The 15,773-nt window shown below is 57.5% G+C and carries 15 protein-coding genes; 11 read left to right on the plus strand and 4 right to left on the minus strand.

Translation table 11 applies throughout. The features are described 5' to 3' along the window. Nucleotides 1-2,496 (minus strand): M10 family metallopeptidase C-terminal domain-containing protein (locus ACQKPC_RS23085; protein ID WP_427626550.1); only part of this gene is annotated, 2,496 nt, incomplete at its 3' end. Nucleotides 2,497-2,712: 216 nt separating this feature from the next. On the opposite strand from ACQKPC_RS23085, the gene ACQKPC_RS23090 reads away from it, so the two are divergent. Then, nucleotides 2,713-3,357 carry an MBL fold metallo-hydrolase gene (locus ACQKPC_RS23090; RefSeq protein WP_427626552.1) on the plus strand — a complete coding sequence of 215 codons (645 nt, stop codon included), beginning with the start codon at nt 2,713-2,715 and terminating at the stop codon, nt 3,355-3,357. 117 nt (nt 3,358-3,474) lie between these two features. Continuing rightward, the gene (locus tag ACQKPC_RS23095; RefSeq protein WP_427626554.1) at nt 3,475-4,200 is read left to right on the plus strand and encodes an OmpA family protein; all 726 of its coding nucleotides are present in this window, start codon (nt 3,475-3,477) and stop codon (nt 4,198-4,200) included. A 159-nt stretch (nt 4,201-4,359) separates the two neighbouring features. Here ACQKPC_RS23095 and ACQKPC_RS23100 read toward each other — a convergent pair whose 3' ends face one another. After that, a complete protein-coding gene (locus ACQKPC_RS23100) occupies nt 4,360-4,794 on the minus strand; it encodes a YhcB family protein (RefSeq protein ID WP_007905278.1) in 435 nt (144 codons plus the stop codon). Nucleotides 4,795-4,939: 145 nt separating this feature from the next. On the opposite strand from ACQKPC_RS23100, the gene ACQKPC_RS23105 reads away from it, so the two are divergent. The 3 genes from ACQKPC_RS23105 (at nt 4,940) to zapE (ending at nt 8,149) form a co-directional block, all read left to right on the plus strand. Further along, entirely contained in the window at nt 4,940-5,584 is a 645-nt protein-coding gene (locus ACQKPC_RS23105) for an alpha/beta hydrolase (protein WP_427626612.1), read from the plus strand. Between the two features lie 24 nt (nt 5,585-5,608). Then, nucleotides 5,609-6,964, plus strand: coding sequence for a tryptophan--tRNA ligase (locus tag ACQKPC_RS23110; protein WP_427626556.1), 1,356 nt, complete (start codon nt 5,609-5,611; stop codon nt 6,962-6,964). A 90-nt stretch (nt 6,965-7,054) separates the two neighbouring features. Beyond that, the gene (gene zapE, locus ACQKPC_RS23115; protein ID WP_192345497.1) at nt 7,055-8,149 is read left to right on the plus strand and encodes a cell division protein ZapE; all 1,095 of its coding nucleotides are present in this window, start codon (nt 7,055-7,057) and stop codon (nt 8,147-8,149) included. Nucleotides 8,150-8,344: 195 nt separating this feature from the next. Here the strand turns inward: zapE and ACQKPC_RS23120 are convergent, their stop codons facing one another. Continuing rightward, nucleotides 8,345-9,241, minus strand: coding sequence for a GlxA family transcriptional regulator (locus ACQKPC_RS23120; protein ID WP_173667540.1), 897 nt, complete (start codon nt 9,239-9,241; stop codon nt 8,345-8,347). Nucleotides 9,242-9,485: 244 nt separating this feature from the next. Here ACQKPC_RS23120 and ACQKPC_RS23125 point away from each other — a divergent pair, with 244 nt between their 5' ends. Continuing rightward, on the plus strand, nt 9,486-10,622 hold the full coding sequence (locus tag ACQKPC_RS23125) for an acyl-CoA dehydrogenase family protein (RefSeq protein WP_008004989.1): 1,137 nt from the start codon (nt 9,486-9,488) through the stop codon (nt 10,620-10,622). Nucleotides 10,623-10,724: 102 nt separating this feature from the next. On the opposite strand, the gene ACQKPC_RS23130 is transcribed toward ACQKPC_RS23125, so the two are convergent. Then, complete coding sequence (locus tag ACQKPC_RS23130; RefSeq protein WP_008072121.1) at nt 10,725-11,765, minus strand: NADP(H)-dependent aldo-keto reductase; 1,041 nt, start codon at nt 11,763-11,765, stop codon at nt 10,725-10,727. 245 nt (nt 11,766-12,010) lie between these two features. Between ACQKPC_RS23130 and rplM the strand changes: the two genes are divergently transcribed. From rplM to ACQKPC_RS23155, 5 genes are all read left to right on the plus strand, one after another. Next, on the plus strand, nt 12,011-12,439 hold the full coding sequence (rplM, locus tag ACQKPC_RS23135) for a 50S ribosomal protein L13 (RefSeq protein ID WP_007905295.1): 429 nt from the start codon (nt 12,011-12,013) through the stop codon (nt 12,437-12,439). A 14-nt stretch (nt 12,440-12,453) separates the two neighbouring features. Beyond that, a complete protein-coding gene (gene rpsI, locus ACQKPC_RS23140) occupies nt 12,454-12,846 on the plus strand; it encodes a 30S ribosomal protein S9 (protein WP_002555064.1) in 393 nt (130 codons plus the stop codon). Nucleotides 12,847-13,113: 267 nt separating this feature from the next. Then, complete coding sequence (petA, locus tag ACQKPC_RS23145) at nt 13,114-13,707, plus strand: ubiquinol-cytochrome c reductase iron-sulfur subunit (protein ID WP_007905300.1); 594 nt, start codon at nt 13,114-13,116, stop codon at nt 13,705-13,707. Continuing rightward, a complete protein-coding gene (locus ACQKPC_RS23150; RefSeq protein ID WP_008072120.1) occupies nt 13,707-14,918 on the plus strand; it encodes a cytochrome b in 1,212 nt (403 codons plus the stop codon). Before petA ends, ACQKPC_RS23150 begins: the two co-directional genes overlap by 1 nt. Continuing rightward, nucleotides 14,918-15,700 (plus strand): cytochrome c1, encoded by a 783-nt coding sequence (locus ACQKPC_RS23155; protein WP_008072119.1) that lies wholly within the window; start codon nt 14,918-14,920, stop codon nt 15,698-15,700. The genes ACQKPC_RS23150 and ACQKPC_RS23155 overlap by 1 nt, the downstream gene beginning before the upstream one ends. The last annotated feature ends 73 nt before the right edge of the window (nt 15,701-15,773 follow it).

A 15,773-nucleotide genomic window follows, 5' to 3' on the forward strand; every position in this document is an offset into this window, starting at 1 on the left:
GCCGCTGTTGCCAGTCAGCACGTTGTTCAGGGTGTTGCCGACGCCAGTGAGGTTGTCGCTGCCGGTGAGGGTGAGGTTTTCCAGGTTGGCGCCCAAGGTCCAGCTGACCGAGGAGCGCACGGTGTCGGTATCCCACAGCGAGAAGCCGGTCTCAATGACCACATCCTTGAGGTTGTCGACGATGTAGGTGTCGCTGCCGCGGTCGTCGATCATGACGTCGGCGCCAAGGCCTCCGTCCAGGGTGTTGTCGCCGAAGTTACCGACGAGGCGGTTATTCAGGGCATTACCGGTAGCATTCAGGTCGTGTAAGTAGGTAAGGGTCAGGTTCTCGAGGTTGCTGCCCAGGGTGTAGCTGATGGACGACATGACCGTGTCGATTTCGCTCTGCGAGGTGCCGCGTTCGATCACCGTGTCGCCGAGGTTGTCGACGTAGTAGGTGTCGTTGCCGGCGCCGCCGTCCAGGGCGTCGGCCCCACCCCGGCCGTCGAGGATGTTGGCGGCAGCGTTGCCGGTGAGGCTGTTGTCGAGTTTATTACCTGTGAGGCTCAGCGCTGCAGATCCGAGCAGCACGCCGTCTTCGACGTTGTCTTCTAAGTAGTAACTTATTGCCGTCTGGATCAGGTCGTGGCCTTCGTCAGCCAGTTCAGTGACTTGTACACCATAGTTGTAGATGACATAGGTGTCATCTCCGCTGCCGCCACTGAGCTTGTCAGCCCCGGCCCAGCCATCCAGCCAGTCGTTGCCGGCCCCGCCCAGCAGGGTGTTGTCGTAGTTGTTGCCAATCAAGATGTTGTTCAGGTCGTTGCCGATCACGGTGAATTCACCGAGCCCGGTGACGATGACATCCTCGACGTTTTGCAGGTTGCTTTGACTGAGATCGACAGTGTTGGTGGCCAAGGTTGATGCGTAGTTGATGTACAGCAGGTCGCTGCCTTGATCAACGTCATCCTGCAGTAGCGCCAGTTCGCCGGCCTGGTCGAGGACGTAAGTGTCGTTGCCGGCGCCGCCGCTCAGCGTGTCCAGGCCAGCCCCGCCGTTGAGGATGTTGTTGCCGCTGTTGCCGGTCAGCACGTTATTCAGGGCGTTGCCGATACCGGTGAGGTTATCGTTGCCGGTGAGGGTGAGGTTTTCCAGGTTGGCGCCGAGGGTCCAGCTGACCGAGGAACGCACGGTGTCGATTTCGCTCGCCAAGGTGCTGGTTTCGGTGACCACGTCCTTGAGGTTGTCGACGATGTAGGTGTCATTGCCGGAACCGCCAATCATCACGTCGGCGCCGAGGCTGCCGTCCAACGTGTTATTGCCAGCGTTGCCGACGAGGCGGTTGCTCAGCGCATTACCGGTACCGTCCAGATTATCGCTACCGGTGAGAGTCAGGTTCTCCAGATTGCTACTGCTGCCCAAGGTGTAGCTGATGGACGACATAACCGTGTCGATTTCGCTCAGCGAGGTGCTGGTTTCCACCACCACGTCATCAGCGTTATCCACAACATAAACGTCGTTGCCTGCACCGCCAATCATGACGTCTTGGCCGGCACCACCATCGAGAACGTTACCCAGCGCATTGCCGATCAGCTCATCGTCAAAGGCCGAACCGGTGGCATTTTCGATTTTGGTGCCAAAGGCGATCGCCAGCCCGTCATTGATCAGTTCCAGGTTCGCAATGTCGACGAATGCCTTGCCGATGTTACTGAACTCACCCTCATTCAGGTTCAGTCTGACGGCCGCCTGCTGGTTGCTGGCATCGATCGTATCGTTTCCGCCGGCATCCCAGATGGTTTCGAACACTGATTGGTCGGGTGCCCAGCTATAGACGTTGTTACCGGTTTGCCAAAGCATGTTGGCGCCGTAAATCTTCTGGATAGCGAGAATATCCAGCAGCATCGGCGTCGTCGGCTGGTAGGAATACGCATTGTTGTAGCTCATGATCGTGTAATGCGTATCATCGAGCAGAGGCGAGATCAGCGTACTGTTGGATTGGCTCGACTCAAATGGATGCTTGAGGCCCAGGGCGTGACCGATTTCATGCACGAACGTCATGAAGTCATAGGTGCCTTTGACGGGGGTAGGGTTGTTCGTATCCGGGCTGATCCAGACATCCCCGGCCAGCGGTGTCCGGTCTGGGAAGTAGGCCCAGGCAGCAGCGTCGTCGTCCATGTCCCAATAGCCGCCGAATCGCAAGTCACCCACGGTGTTGATGTTGTCACTGACCAGAGTGAACTTGACGTTGGCCACAGCGCTCCAGGCGCCAAGCGCACCGGTCACGGCGTTTTGTTGGGCCGAAGTCAGGACGAAGCTGTTCAGGTATTCATTTTCGGCGCTGTACTTGGTAGCGAAATACGATTGGCTGTTGATGAAACTATAGGTCAGCCGTGTCGCGAAGATGTCTGTGCCGAAGTCAGGACTCAGCCAAGAGGTGCCGTATATCAGACTGTCGATTTGTTGGTTACCGGTCAGAACAGATGGCTTTGTTAAAACGTAACCAAGAGGAGACGACATTCTAAATATCCTGAGAGGGATGCGACCGTCCTGTATGTGGTCGCTACAAGGAAGCGATTTTGCACCAGAGTCAGCGTCAATTGATATTACATAGCCACTATTTTTTTTATTGATGGCGTCAAAAAACTGGCCGGCAAATCTGTATCGGCGTGCGCCAGTGAGTCTTGAGGAATGCGCGCTGGTATCCTGTTCGAAATTGACTTATCAGGGCCTCCCATGAACGCTCCGAACCCAGTGCTCATCCGCGAAACCTTCCCCGTCGGCCCCCTCCAGTGCAACTGCACAATCATCGGCGACCCGATCACCAAAAAAGCCATCGTCGTCGACCCGGGCGGCAATCACGAACTGATCCTGGCGCGTCTCGACGCCTTGGGCCTGAAAGTGGTCAGCATCATTCATACCCACGCGCACCTGGATCACTTCCTGGCCTCCGGTCAGTTGAAGGAGAAAACCGGCGCGACGCTGCATCTGCATAAAGAAGATCAATTCCTCTGGGACAACCTGGAAATGCAGTGCCAGATGTTCGGCGTGCCTTACACCCCCGTGCCATCGCCAGATCGCTGGTTGGCCGACGACGAAGAGTTGGCTTGCGGGTGTGGCGTGGCGTTGCACACGCCGGGTCATACACCAGGTTCCATGAGCTTTTGGTTTTCAGAGGCTAAGCTGCTGATAGCCGGCGATACGCTGTTCAAGCGCGGGGTAGGGCGCACGGATTTATGGGGAGGCGATCAGGCGACTCTCGTGCGTTCGATCAAGCAACGGTTGTATACCCTCGACGAAGAGGCGACGGTAGTGACCGGTCATGGTCCGGACACGTGTCTGGGCGATGAAATGCGCGGTAACCCCTTTGTACGAGCCTGAAGATGCAGTTGTGAAAGGCACGACGGAATTTTTGGCGTTGGCCATGATCCAACGCCCGCAAAGGTTCATTGCTTAAGTCCGCTGCACCACAGAATGCAAAAAAAGTAGGAGCTCTCCATGTTCACCTCGCGTCGTTTGATTATTGTCGCTACTGCTGTGGCTTTGTTGTCCGGTTGCGCATCGCAGAACCCTTATGACAGCCAGGGTCAGGCTGATGGCGGCACCACGGGCATGAGCAAAACCGCCAAATACGGTGGCCTCGGCGCCTTGGCCGGTGCACTGGCCGGTGCTGCCATCAGTCACGATAACCGTGGCAAGGGCGCGCTGATTGGCGCCGCCGTGGTGGGGGCTTCTGCCGCCGGTTACGGTTACTACGCTGACCAGCAGGAGAAAAAATTGCGGGCCAGCATGGCCAACACTGGGGTTGAAGTGCAGCGCCAAGGCGATCAGATCAAGCTGATCATGCCGGGCAACATCACATTCGCCACTGATTCGGCGAATATCGCGTCGGGCTTCTACCAGCCGCTGAACAATCTGGCGGGCTCGCTCAAGGAGTTCAACCAGAACCAGATCGAGATCGTCGGCTACACCGACAGCACCGGCAGCCGTCAGCACAACATGGACTTGTCCCAGCGTCGTGCCCAGAGTGTGGCGACTTACCTGACCTCCCAGGGTGTCAGCGGCGCCAACCTGACAGCACGCGGTGCCGGGCCGGATAACCCGATTGCCAGCAATGGTGATGTGAATGGCCGGGCTCAGAACCGTCGCGTCGAGGTCAACCTGAAGGCGATTCCTGGTCAGGAATATCAGCAGCAGGGTCAACCTGTTCAGCAATATCAGTAACAGCCTGACTGAATCCCAGGCGTACAAAAAAACCGCTCGATCCTCTACAGATCGGGCGGTTTTTTGTTTTTGACAGGCAACGCAAAACGAGACAACAGAAACAAAAAAGCCCTCGAACAATCGCTTGTCCGAGGGCTTTTTGTGTCGCGCGAAACCTGATTACTTCTTCAGGCCGTAATGCTCATCAAGCATGCCCGGCGCGTTTGGGGCTTTGGGGGCGTAGTCGCGAGGCGGTTCCTGATCGCGCGGTGGCGTCAGGCGTTCCCGTGGAGCCTGCGCCGCGTCGGCGTGCAAGGCAGCCAGCAAGCGTTGGCGAGTCTGCTCGTCCAGGGCCAGACGGTTGGCACCCTCGGCGAGATGATCCTGCACTTCCTGATAGCTCGCAGTCAGTTTCTTGACCAGGTTTGCAGTGCTGTTGAAGTGGGTGACCACTTCGTTCTGATAACTGTCAAAACGTTCCTGAATGTCATCCAGCTGACGTTGCGTGCTGCTAGGCGCGGCATTCGGCACCAGGCGAGCGATCAGGAATCCAATGGCGACACCCACAACCAGGGCAAGAGTCGGCAACAACCAAACTAAGAGCGAGTGTTCCACGAGTCCTTCCTCTATAAACGGCTTTGCTTTACGTTAACGGCTCGAACCTGCGCTGTATACCGCGATTCACTCGCAATAGAATTGGCACAGACAATTGGCTAGACGAATCGACCCGATTCGAGGTCACGGAGTTCCTTCCTTGCTTATGCGCGAAACCCCTGAAGTGATTGATGGCCCGGTCGGCCAACTGGAAGCCCTGTACTTAAATAACGAGGGGTCGGATAACGAGCAACCCCGCGGCCTGGCGCTGATCTGCCACCCGAACCCGGTGCAGGGCGGCACCATGCTCAACAAAGTCGTCTCGACCTTGCAGCGCACCGCGCGCGACGCCGGTTTTATTACCTTGCGGTTCAATTACCGTGGCGTCGGCGCCAGTGAAGGTTCGCACGACATGGGCACTGGCGAAGTCGACGATGCCCAGGCGGTGGCCGAATGGCTGCGGGCCAAACATCCTGACTTGCCCCTGACCCTGTTCGGTTTCTCCTTCGGCGGATTTGTTGCAGCAAGTCTCGGCGGACGTCTGGAAGCCAAGGGCGAGCAACTCAAGCATTTGTTCATGGTGGCGCCCGCCGTCATGCGCTTGGGCGATCAGGATCAACTGCCGCAACAAGGTACGTTGACCCTGATCCAGCCGGAAACCGACGAAGTCATCGATCCGCAGCTCGTTTACGACTGGTCCGACGCACTCGATCGCCCCCATGAGCTGCTGAAAGTGGCAGAATGCGGACACTTTTTTCATGGCAAGCTGACCGATCTCAAGGATCTGATCCTGCCGCGTCTTTCGAATTGATTGCAGTCTGACAAGCGATTACCCATGACGACTCGTACCCGTATCCTCACCGGCATCACCACCACTGGCACGCCGCACCTGGGCAACTACGCCGGCGCCATCCGTCCGGCGATCATCGCCAGCCGTGACAGCAATGCCGATTCGTTCTACTTCCTGGCCGACTACCACGCCCTGATCAAATGCGATGACCCGCTGCGCATCCAGCGCTCGCGTCTGGAAATCGCCGCGACCTGGCTGGCCGGTGGGCTGGACGTGGACCGCGTGACGTTCTATCGCCAGTCCGACATCCCGGAAATCCCTGAACTGACCTGGCTGCTGACTTGCGTGGCCGCCAAGGGCCTGCTCAACCGCGCCCATGCCTACAAGGCCTCGGTGGACAAGAACGTCGAGACCGGCGAAGACCCGGACGCGGGCATCACCATGGGTTTGTACAGCTACCCGGTGTTGATGGCTGCGGACATTCTGATGTTCAACGCCCACAAGGTGCCGGTCGGCCGTGACCAGATCCAGCATGTGGAAATGGCCCGGGACATCGGCCAGCGCTTCAATCACTTGTTCGGCCAAGGCAAAGAGTTCTTCACCATGCCTGAAGCGCTGATCGAGGAAAGTGTCGCCACCTTGCCGGGCCTCGACGGTCGCAAAATGTCGAAGAGCTACGACAACACCATTCCGTTGTTCAGCAGCGCCAAAGAGATGAAAGACGCGATTTCGCGGATTGTCACCGACTCCCGTGCCCCGGGCGAAGCCAAGGATCCGGACAATTCGCACCTGTTCACCTTGTTCCAGGCTTTCGCTACGCCGGCACAATCCGACGAATTCCGCAGCGAATTGCTCCAGGGCCTGGGTTGGGGCGAGGCGAAGAATCGTCTGTTCCAGTTGCTCGACAGCGAGTTGGGCGAATCCCGCGAGCGTTATCACCAGTTGATCGAACGCCCGGCGGATCTGGAAGACATGCTGCAGATCGGCGCTAAAAAGGCGCGCTCGGTTGCGACGCCGTTCCTTCACGAACTGCGTGAGGCGGTCGGCCTGCGTTCTTTCGTCGCTCAGACCCAAGTCGTAGCGACCACCAAGAAGAAAGCTGCAAAAGCCGCGCGCTTCGTCAGCTTCCGTGAAGACGACGGCAGTTTCCGCTTCCGTCTGCTGGCGGCCGATGGCGAGCAACTGTTGCTGTCGCGCAACTTCGCTGACGGTAAAACCGCAGGGCAGGTGACCAAGCAACTGCAATCCGGTCAAGCCTTGGACGTGCGCAGTGAAGAACTGAGCTTCAGCGTCTGGCTGGAAGGCGAGTGTGTTGCCGACAGTCCGGCCTTCGCCGACAGCGCTGCTCGCGATGCTGCCATCGGTGCTTTGCGCGTTGCCCTGACACCGGTTCAGGAATAATCAACGGCTCGGTCCGACCAAGGGCCGATTGCCATTCCCACGGGCCGTCGCTACAGTGACGGCCCGTTTTTGTTGCCTTGCTAACGAATTATGACGCCCCTAGAACGATATCAAGCTGATCTGAAACGCCCGGAATTCTTCCATGACGCCGCGCAGGAAACTGCCGTGCGCCATTTGCAGCGCCTGTATGACGATCTGGTCGCGGCCTCGCAGAACAAACCGGGCCTGCTCGGCAAACTGTTTGGCAAGAAAGACCAGGTGCCGGTCAAGGGCCTGTACTTCTGGGGCGGCGTTGGTCGCGGCAAGACTTACCTGGTCGACACTTTCTTCGAAGCGCTGCCGTTCAAGGAAAAGACCCGCACTCACTTCCACCGCTTCATGAAGCGCGTGCATGAAGAGATGAAGACCCTGGGCGGCGAGAAAAACCCGCTGACCATCATCGCCAAGCGTTTCTCCGACGAGTCGCGAGTGATCTGTTTCGATGAGTTTTTCGTCTCCGATATCACCGACGCAATGATCCTTGGCACGTTGATGGAAGAGTTGTTCAAGAACGGCGTGACCCTGGTCGCGACCTCGAACATCGTGCCGGACGGCCTGTACAAGGACGGCCTGCAGCGTGCGCGTTTCCTGCCGGCCATTGCGCTGATCAAGCAGAACACCGAGATCGTCAACGTCGACAGTGGCGTCGATTACCGTCTGCGTCACCTCGAGCAAGCGGAACTGTTCCACTTTCCGCTGGATGACGCTGCCCAGGAAAGCCTGCGCAAGAGCTTCCGGGCTCTGACGCCGGAATGCACGGCAGCCATCGAGAACGACGTGCTGGTGATCGAGAACCGTGAAATCCGTGCCGTGCGCACTTGCGATGACGTGGCCTGGTTCGACTTCCGCGAGCTCTGCGACGGCCCACGCAGCCAGAACGATTACATCGAACTGGGGAAAATCTTCCACGCCGTGTTGCTCAGCGATGTCGAGCAGATGAGCGTCACCACCGACGACATCGCGCGACGCTTCATCAACATGGTCGACGAGTTCTACGACCGCAACGTGAAGCTGATCATTTCTGCCGAAGTCGAGCTCAAAGACCTCTACACCGGCGGTCGCCTGAACTTCGAGTTCCAGCGCACCCTGAGTCGTCTGCTGGAAATGCAGTCTCACGAATTCCTGTCTCGGGCGCATAAGCCGTAGACAATTCGAAAACATAAAAAGGGCCTGCATATGCAGGCCCTTTTTTGTGCGCTGTAGAAACTCTCTGGCACACCAAGATCCCTGTGGGAGCGAGCCTGCTCGCGATTGCGGTGTGTCAGTCACATCAATGTTTAATGTGATACCGCTATCGCGAGCAGGCTCGCTCCCACATGGGATGTGTGTTGGATTTGAGTATTACGCCGCCTGCTGAAACTGCTGTCGATACTGGTTCGGCGACAACTCCGTGTGCTGGCGGAACAGTCGCGCAAAGAAACTCGCGTCATCGTAACCGACCTCATAACTGATGGTCTTGATGCTCTTGCGGCTGCCGGACAACAAGCCCTTGGCCGTCTCGATGCGCAGTCGTTGCAGGTAATGCAGCGGTTTGTCGCCGGTAGCGGTCTGGAAGCGGCGCATGAAGTTGCGGATGCTCATGCCGTGTTCGCGGGCCACGTCTTCGAAGCGAAACTTGTCGGCGAAGTGTTCTTCGAGCCAGTGCTGGATCTGCAGGATGATCACATCCTGGTGCAGCTTCTGACCGCCAAAACCGATTCGTCCTGGCGCATAGCTGCGCTGCACTTCGTAGAGAATGTCGCGGGCCACGGCCTGGGCCACATTGGCGCCGCAAAAACGCTCGATCAAGTAAATGTAGAGATCGCAGGCCGAGGTGGTGCCGCCGGCGCAATACAGGTTGTCGGCGTCGGTCAGGTGTTTGTCCTGATTGAGCTGGACCTGCGGGAAGCGTTCGGCAAAGGCATTGAAGAAACGCCAGTAGGTCGTCGCTTCCTTGCCGTCGAGCAGCCCGGCCTCGGCCAGCCAGAACACACCGGTAGCTTCGCCACACAACACGGCGCCGCGTGCATGCTGCTGACGCAGCCATGGCAGGACCTGTGGATAACGTTTGCAGAGGGTGTCGAAATCGTCCCAGAAGGCGGGAAGGATGATGACGTCGGCATTCTCCAGGCCGCCGTCCACCGGCATGATCACGTCGCTGAAGCTGTTCACCGGTTTGCCGTCGGGGCTGACCAGGCGGGTTTCAAACGCCGGTGTCAGGCCGTGGCCCAGTTGTTTGCCATAGCGCAGGCTGGCCAGATGGAAGAAATCCTTGGCTTGCATGAGGGTGGAAGCGAAAACCCGGTCGATAGCCAGGATGCTGACGCGCCGCAAGGGCGTGGAGACGTGGTTAGACATAATTCAACTTTATTCTTATAGGGGAAAGTGGTCACCAGACGGCTGGATCGTCTTATTTTTTGTCGGATGTGTCCAGTGTCCTGTATCGGATACGAGGCTTAGTCTCTAAAGGTCAATTCCGGCTAACAATAACCACAGGTGCCGCATGATCCCCAGAACCTTGTTCAGTTCCGAGCACGAACTTTTTCGCGACAGCGTGCGAACGTTCCTCGAAAAAGAGGCCGTGCCGTTCCATGGGCAATGGGAAAAACAAGGCTATATCGACCGCCAACTCTGGAACAAGGCGGGGGAGGCGGGGATGCTCTGTTCGCATCTGCCGGAAGAATACGGCGGGCTGGGGGCAGACTTTCTCTACAGCGCGGTGGTGATCGAGGAGGTCGGCCGCCTGGGGCTGACCGGCATCGGTTTTTCACTTCATTCGGACATTGTGGCGCCTTACATCCTGCATTACGGCAGTGAAGCGCTGAAACACAAATACCTGCCAAAACTGGTGTCTGGCGAGATGGTCACCGCGATTGCCATGACCGAGCCGGGTGCCGGTTCCGACCTGCAAGGGGTGAAAACCACCGCTGTGCTGGATGGCGACGAATACGTGATCAACGGTTCGAAGACCTTCATCACCAATGGCTTTCTGGCTGATTTGGTGATCGTCGTGGCCAAGACCGATCCAAAGGCAGGAGCGAAGGGCACCAGTCTGTTTCTGGTAGAGGCCAATACGCCCGGCTTCGCCAAGGGCAAGCGTCTGGAAAAGGTCGGGATGAAGGCTCAGGACACCTCGGAGCTATTCTTCCAGGACGTCCGGGTACCGAAAGAAAACCTGCTGGGCCAGGCCGGGATGGGCTTCGCTTACTTGATGCAGGAACTGCCGCAGGAGCGTCTGACGGTCGCGGTAGGTGGCTTGGCGTCAGCTGAAGCGGCGTTGCAATGGACGCTGGATTACACCCGTGAGCGCAAGGCTTTCGGCAAGGCCATCGCCGACTTCCAGAACACCCGCTTCAAACTCGCTGAAATGGCGACCGAAATCCAGATCGGCCGGGTTTTCGTCGATCGCTGCCTGGAGCTGCACTTGCAAGGCAAGCTCGACGTGCCGACAGCGGCGATGGCCAAGTACTGGGGCACCGACCTGCAATGCAAGGTGCTCGATGAGTGCGTGCAGTTGCATGGCGGTTACGGGTTCATGTGGGAATACCCGATCGCCCGGGCGTGGGCGGATGCGCGGGTGCAGCGGATCTATGCCGGGACCAATGAGATCATGAAGGAGATTATTGCGCGGTCGCTTTGATTGGCGTTGCCTGGGCGGACGCCATCGCGGGCAAGCCACGCTCCCACAGGTTTGTGATTCCTGTGGGAGCGTGGCTTGCCCGCGATTGGGCCTATGAATCAATCAAGGAGCAGGATTCGGATGGTCCTGGTGAATCGCCTCGATCCCTGCCAACACTTCGTCGGAAAGTTTCAGCTCGAAGCTGGCAATGTTGCTGTCCAGTTGCTCAAGCGTGGTGGCGCCAATGATGTTGCTGGTGACGAACGGTTGCTGTGTGACGAAGGCCAGTGCCATCTGCGCCGGATCCAGACCGTGTTCACGAGCCAATGCCACATAACGGCTGCACGCTGCCTCTGACTGAGGATTGAAGTAGCGGCTGAAGCGGCTGTAGAGGCTCAGGCGACCTTTGGGCGGACGCGCGCCACCTTCGTACTTGCCCGACAGGAAACCGAACGCCAGCGGCGAGTAGGCGAGCAGGCCGCACTGTTCGCGGATGGCGATTTCCGCCAGGCCGACTTCGAAGCTGCGATTAAGCAGGTTGTAGGGGTTCTGGATCGATACGGCGCGCGGCCAGCCACGGGCTTCGGCGAGGGCGAGGAAACGCATGGTGCCCCACGGCGTTTCGTTGGACAGGCCGATGTGGCGGATCTTGCCGGCCTTGACCTGTTCGTCCAGTGCTTCGAGGGTGTCTTCCAGCGGGGTGAGGTTGACTTCGCTCGTGTGCTTGTAGCCCAGTTGTCCGAAGAAATTGGTACTGCGTTCAGGCCAGTGCAGCTGATAGAGATCGATGTAGTCGGTCTGCAAGCGCTTGAGGCTTGCATCCACGGCCTGGACGATGTTCTCGCGGTTGTGCTTGAGGTTTTTGTCGCGGATGTAGTCGATGGTGTTGCCGGGGCCGGCGATCTTGCTCGCCAGGATCCAGTCGGCGCGATCGCCGCGACTTTTGAAGTAATTGCCGATGTAGCGCTCGGTGGTGGCGTAGGTTTCGGCCTTGGGTGGCACCGGGTACATTTCGGCGGTGTCGATGAAATTGATGCCCGCGCTCTTGGCTCGTTCGATCTGGGCGAAGGCTTCAGCCTCGCTGTTTTGCTCGCCCCAGGTCATGGTGCCGAGGCAGATTGCACTCACGTTCAGATTGGTTCGGCCTAGCTGGCGATAGTCCATCGGGTGCTCCTTGGGCAAAACAATCATAAAAGCAGGTTGAAATATTTTTCGCAATCTGCATAATTGCGCACCTCTTTCTGCAGTGGAAGTGATGCGCCGCCGCCGAAGAATCTTGCCGTTGAACGGACGCGCCGACCCGAGCCCCCGAAAGCGTCTGTATCCGGCTGCCTTTGACTTGTCAAAGTACGCACTATTCAGTAAGATCCGCCGTCTAATTTACAGGGCGGCCCCTGAGGCTATAAAGAATGAAAACTTTTACTGCTAAACCGGAAACAGTACAGCGCGACTGGTTTGTCGTCGACGCTGCAGGTCAGACCCTGGGTCGTCTGGCCACCGAAATCGCGAGCCGTCTGCGTGGCAAGCATAAAGCTGAGTACACTCCTCACGTTGACACCGGCGATTACATCGTCGTTATCAACGCCGAGCAGATTCGTGTAACCGGTGCTAAAACCACCGACAAAATCTACTACTCCCACTCCGGTTTCCCGGGCGGCATCAAGTCGATCAACTTCGAAAAGCTGATCGCTAAAGCCCCTGAGCGCGTGATCGAGACCGCGGTCAAAGGCATGCTGCCTAAGAACCCGCTGGGTCGCGACATGTATCGTAAGCTGAAAGTCTATGCGGGCGCTGTACACCCTCATACTGCTCAGCAGCCCCAAGAACTGAAGTTTTAACGGAATAGTTCATTATGTCGGCGACTCAAAATTACGGCACTGGCCGTCGCAAGACCGCAACCGCACGCGTTTTCCTGCGTCCGGGTACTGGTAACATCTCCATCAACAACCGTTCGCTGGATAATTTCTTCGGCCGCGAAACTGCCCGCATGGTAGTTCGTCAGCCGCTGGAATTGACTGAGACTGTCGAGAAGTTCGACATCTACGTCACCGTGATCGGCGGTGGTGTAAGTGGTCAAGCTGGCGCAATCCGCCACGGTATCACTCGCGCACTGATGCAGTACGACGAAACCCTGCGTGGCGCTCTGCGCAAAGCTGGCTTCGTTACTCGCGATGCTCGTGAAGTTGAACGTAAGAAAGTTGGTCTGCGTAAAGCGCGTAAGCGTCCGCAGTACTCGAAGCGTTAATTCGCTTTCGCGTTCAAAAAGAACGCCCAGTTTCCTCGCGAAGCTGGGCGTTTTTTTATGGGCGCGATTTATCAAGGAATTGCGCTGTGACAACTTGCCACATCCGCAGAGGCCCTATACTGCAAGGCTTGGCAATGAAGCCCCTCGGTAATTACCTTGTCAGAATTGGGGCTTTTCATTACCATTCGGCAAAATTTTTATAAGTTCAGATTTTTACTTAGTAGACGCCTGATTTAACAGGCCACAAAGCTGATGGGAGAGGACTGAATGAGCAATGACGGCGTGAATGCAGGCCGGCGTCGCTTCTTGGTAGCAGCCACATCCGTGGTGGGTGCTGCAGGAGCGGTGGGGGCTGCGGTCCCGTTCGTGGGGTCATGGTTTCCCAGTGCCAAGGCGAAAGCCGCAGGTGCACCGGTGAAAGTGAATGTCAGCAAAATCGAGCCAGGTCAGCAAATGATTGCTGAGTGGCGCGGCCAGCCGGTGTTCATTGTCCGCCGTACCGAGGAAATCCTGGGGAATCTGAAAAAGATCGAGGGCCAGCTGTCTGACCCGACCTCCAAGAACTCGACGCAACCGACCTATGTCGACCCGGAGACGCGTTCGATCAAGCCAGAAGTTCTGCTGCTGATCGGTATCTGCACGCATCTGGGTTGCTCGCCGACTTTCCGTCCAGAAGTGGCACCTGCAGACCTGGGCAAGGATTGGGTAGGGGGGTATTTCTGTCCTTGCCACGGTTCTCACTACGATTTGGCTGGCCGCGTCTACAAGTCGCAACCTGCGCCTTTGAACCTGCCAGTTCCCCCGCATTCCTATGAGACCGATGACATCATTGTCATTGGCGTCGATACGGAGAAAGCGTGATGAGCAAGTTCATGGATTGGGTTGATGCGCGCTTCCCCGCGACCAAAATGTGGGAAGACCATCTCAGCAAGTACTACGCCCCGAAGAACTTCAACTTCTTCTATTTCTTTGGCTCCCTGGCACTGCTCGTTCTGGTCAACCAGATCGTTACCGGTGTCTGGCTGACCATGAGTTACACCCCGTCGGCGGAAGAAGCGTTTGCTTCCGTCGAATACATCATGCGCGACGTCGAGTACGGCTCGATCCTGCGTCTGCTGCACTCCACTGGCGCTTCGGCGTTCTTCATCGTGGTCTATCTGCACATGTTCCGTGGCCTGCTTTACGGTTCGTACCAGAAGCCGCGTGAGCTGGTGTGGGTGTTCGGCATGCTGATCTACCTGGCGTTGATGGCTGAGGCCTTCATGGGTTATCTGCTGCCGTGGGGCCAGATGTCCTACTGGGGTGCCCAGGTGATCATCTCGCTGTTCGGCGCGATCCCGGTCATTGGTAACGACCTGACCCAGTGGATTCGTGGTGACTACCTGATTTCCGGTATTACCCTGAACCGCTTCTTCGCCTTGCATGTGGTTGCCCTGCCGATCGTGATTCTCGGTCTGGTGGTGGTGCATATTCTGGCGCTGCACGAAGTCGGTTCGAACAATCCGGATGGCGTCGACATCAAGAAGCACAAAGACGAAAACGGTATACCGCTGGACGGCATTGCCTTCCACCCGTACTACACCGTGAAAGATATCGTCGGAGTGGTGGTGTTCCTGTTCATCTTCTGCTCGATCGTGTTCTTCTTCCCTGAAATGGGCGGCTACTTCCTCGAGAAGCCGAACTTTGAAGTGGCGAACGCCTTCAAGACCCCTGAGCACATCGCTCCGGTCTGGTACTTCACACCGTTCTACGCGATTCTGCGGGCGGTTCCGGACAAACTCCTGGGCGTAATCGCCATGGGCGCGGCCATCGCTGTGCTGTTCGTCCTGCCATGGCTGGATCGCAGCCCGGTCAAGTCGATGCGTTACAAAGGCTGGCTGAGCAAGATCTGGCTTTGGGTGTTCTGCATCTCGTTCGTGATCCTGGGTGTGTTGGGTGTTCTGGCGCCAACGCCAGGCCGTACGTTGCTGTCGCAGGTATGTACCTTCCTGTACTTCGCCTACTTCATTCTGATGCCGTTCTACACCAGGCTCGAGAAGACCAAACCGGTTCCGGAAAGGGTGACTGGCTGATGAAAAAGCTATTTGCTGTACTGATTCTTGCGGCGATGCCTGTACTGTCCTTTGCGGCCGAACACGGTGGTCCCGAACTGGAAAAAGTCGACATCGACGTTTCCGACAAGGCTGCCATGCAGGACGGCGCACGTACGTTCGCCAACTATTGCATGGGCTGCCACAGCGCGAAGTTCCAGCGCTACGAGCGTGTCGCCGATGACCTGGGCATTCCTCACGAGTTGATGCTTGAGAAGCTGGTGTTCACCGGCGCCAAGATTGGCGATCACATGAACATCGGCATGCAGCCGGCTGACGCCAAGACCTGGTTCGGTGCGGCGCCGCCCGACCTGACGCTGGTGGCTCGTGTTCGTGGCACCGACTGGCTCTACGGCTATCTGCGTTCGTTCTATGAAGACCCGTCACGTCCATGGGGCGTGAACAACAAAGTGTTCCCGAACGTCGGCATGCCTAACGTTCTGGTCGGCCTGCAGGGTCGTCAGGTGGTAGGCTGTAAACAAGTTCAAGTCGTCGAAGACGGCAAGAAGCAATACGATCCGCTGACTGGCACCGCTTTGACCCATGAAGCCTGCGATCAACTGACTGTATTGCCGAAAACCGGCACGCTGAACGAAGAGCAGTTCGACGAGAAGGTCAAGAATCTGGTGACCTTCCTGGCCTACTCGGCCAACCCGGTGAAGCTGCAGCATCAGCGCATCGGTACCTATGTGTTGCTGTACCTGGCGTTCTTCTTCGTATTCGCTTACTTGCTCAAGCGTGAATACTGGAAAGACGTCCATTGATAAAGCTGTAAGCCATTGCTGTTAATCGCGCGCGCCCAGGGGCGTCTCTGAAGGTGTAACGAGTCTGGTGATC

The organism is Pseudomonas sp. NPDC089918 (assembly GCF_050280605.1).
Classification (GTDB): Bacteria; Pseudomonadota; Gammaproteobacteria; order Pseudomonadales; family Pseudomonadaceae; genus Aquipseudomonas.

Excerpts from the sequence above, each read along its gene's own strand:
- ACQKPC_RS23090 (WP_427626552.1), top strand. The coding sequence starts at position 2,713 with ATGAACGCTCCGAACCCAGTGCTCATCCGCGAAACCTTCCCCGTCGGC.
- ACQKPC_RS23095 (WP_427626554.1), top strand. The coding sequence starts at position 3,475 with ATGTTCACCTCGCGTCGTTTGATTATTGTCGCTACTGCTGTGGCTTTG.
- ACQKPC_RS23105 (WP_427626612.1), top strand. The coding sequence starts at position 4,940 with ATGCGCGAAACCCCTGAAGTGATTGATGGCCCGGTCGGCCAACTGGAA.
- ACQKPC_RS23110 (WP_427626556.1), top strand. The coding sequence starts at position 5,609 with ATGACGACTCGTACCCGTATCCTCACCGGCATCACCACCACTGGCACG.
- zapE (WP_192345497.1), top strand. The coding sequence starts at position 7,055 with ATGACGCCCCTAGAACGATATCAAGCTGATCTGAAACGCCCGGAATTC.
- ACQKPC_RS23125 (WP_008004989.1), top strand. The coding sequence starts at position 9,486 with ATGATCCCCAGAACCTTGTTCAGTTCCGAGCACGAACTTTTTCGCGAC.
- ACQKPC_RS23130 (WP_008072121.1), bottom strand. The coding sequence starts at position 11,765 with ATGGACTATCGCCAGCTAGGCCGAACCAATCTGAACGTGAGTGCAATC.
- rplM (WP_007905295.1), top strand. The coding sequence starts at position 12,011 with ATGAAAACTTTTACTGCTAAACCGGAAACAGTACAGCGCGACTGGTTT.
- rpsI (WP_002555064.1), top strand. The coding sequence starts at position 12,454 with ATGTCGGCGACTCAAAATTACGGCACTGGCCGTCGCAAGACCGCAACC.
- petA (WP_007905300.1), top strand. The coding sequence starts at position 13,114 with ATGAGCAATGACGGCGTGAATGCAGGCCGGCGTCGCTTCTTGGTAGCA.
- ACQKPC_RS23150 (WP_008072120.1), top strand. The coding sequence starts at position 13,707 with ATGAGCAAGTTCATGGATTGGGTTGATGCGCGCTTCCCCGCGACCAAA.
- ACQKPC_RS23155 (WP_008072119.1), top strand. The coding sequence starts at position 14,918 with ATGAAAAAGCTATTTGCTGTACTGATTCTTGCGGCGATGCCTGTACTG.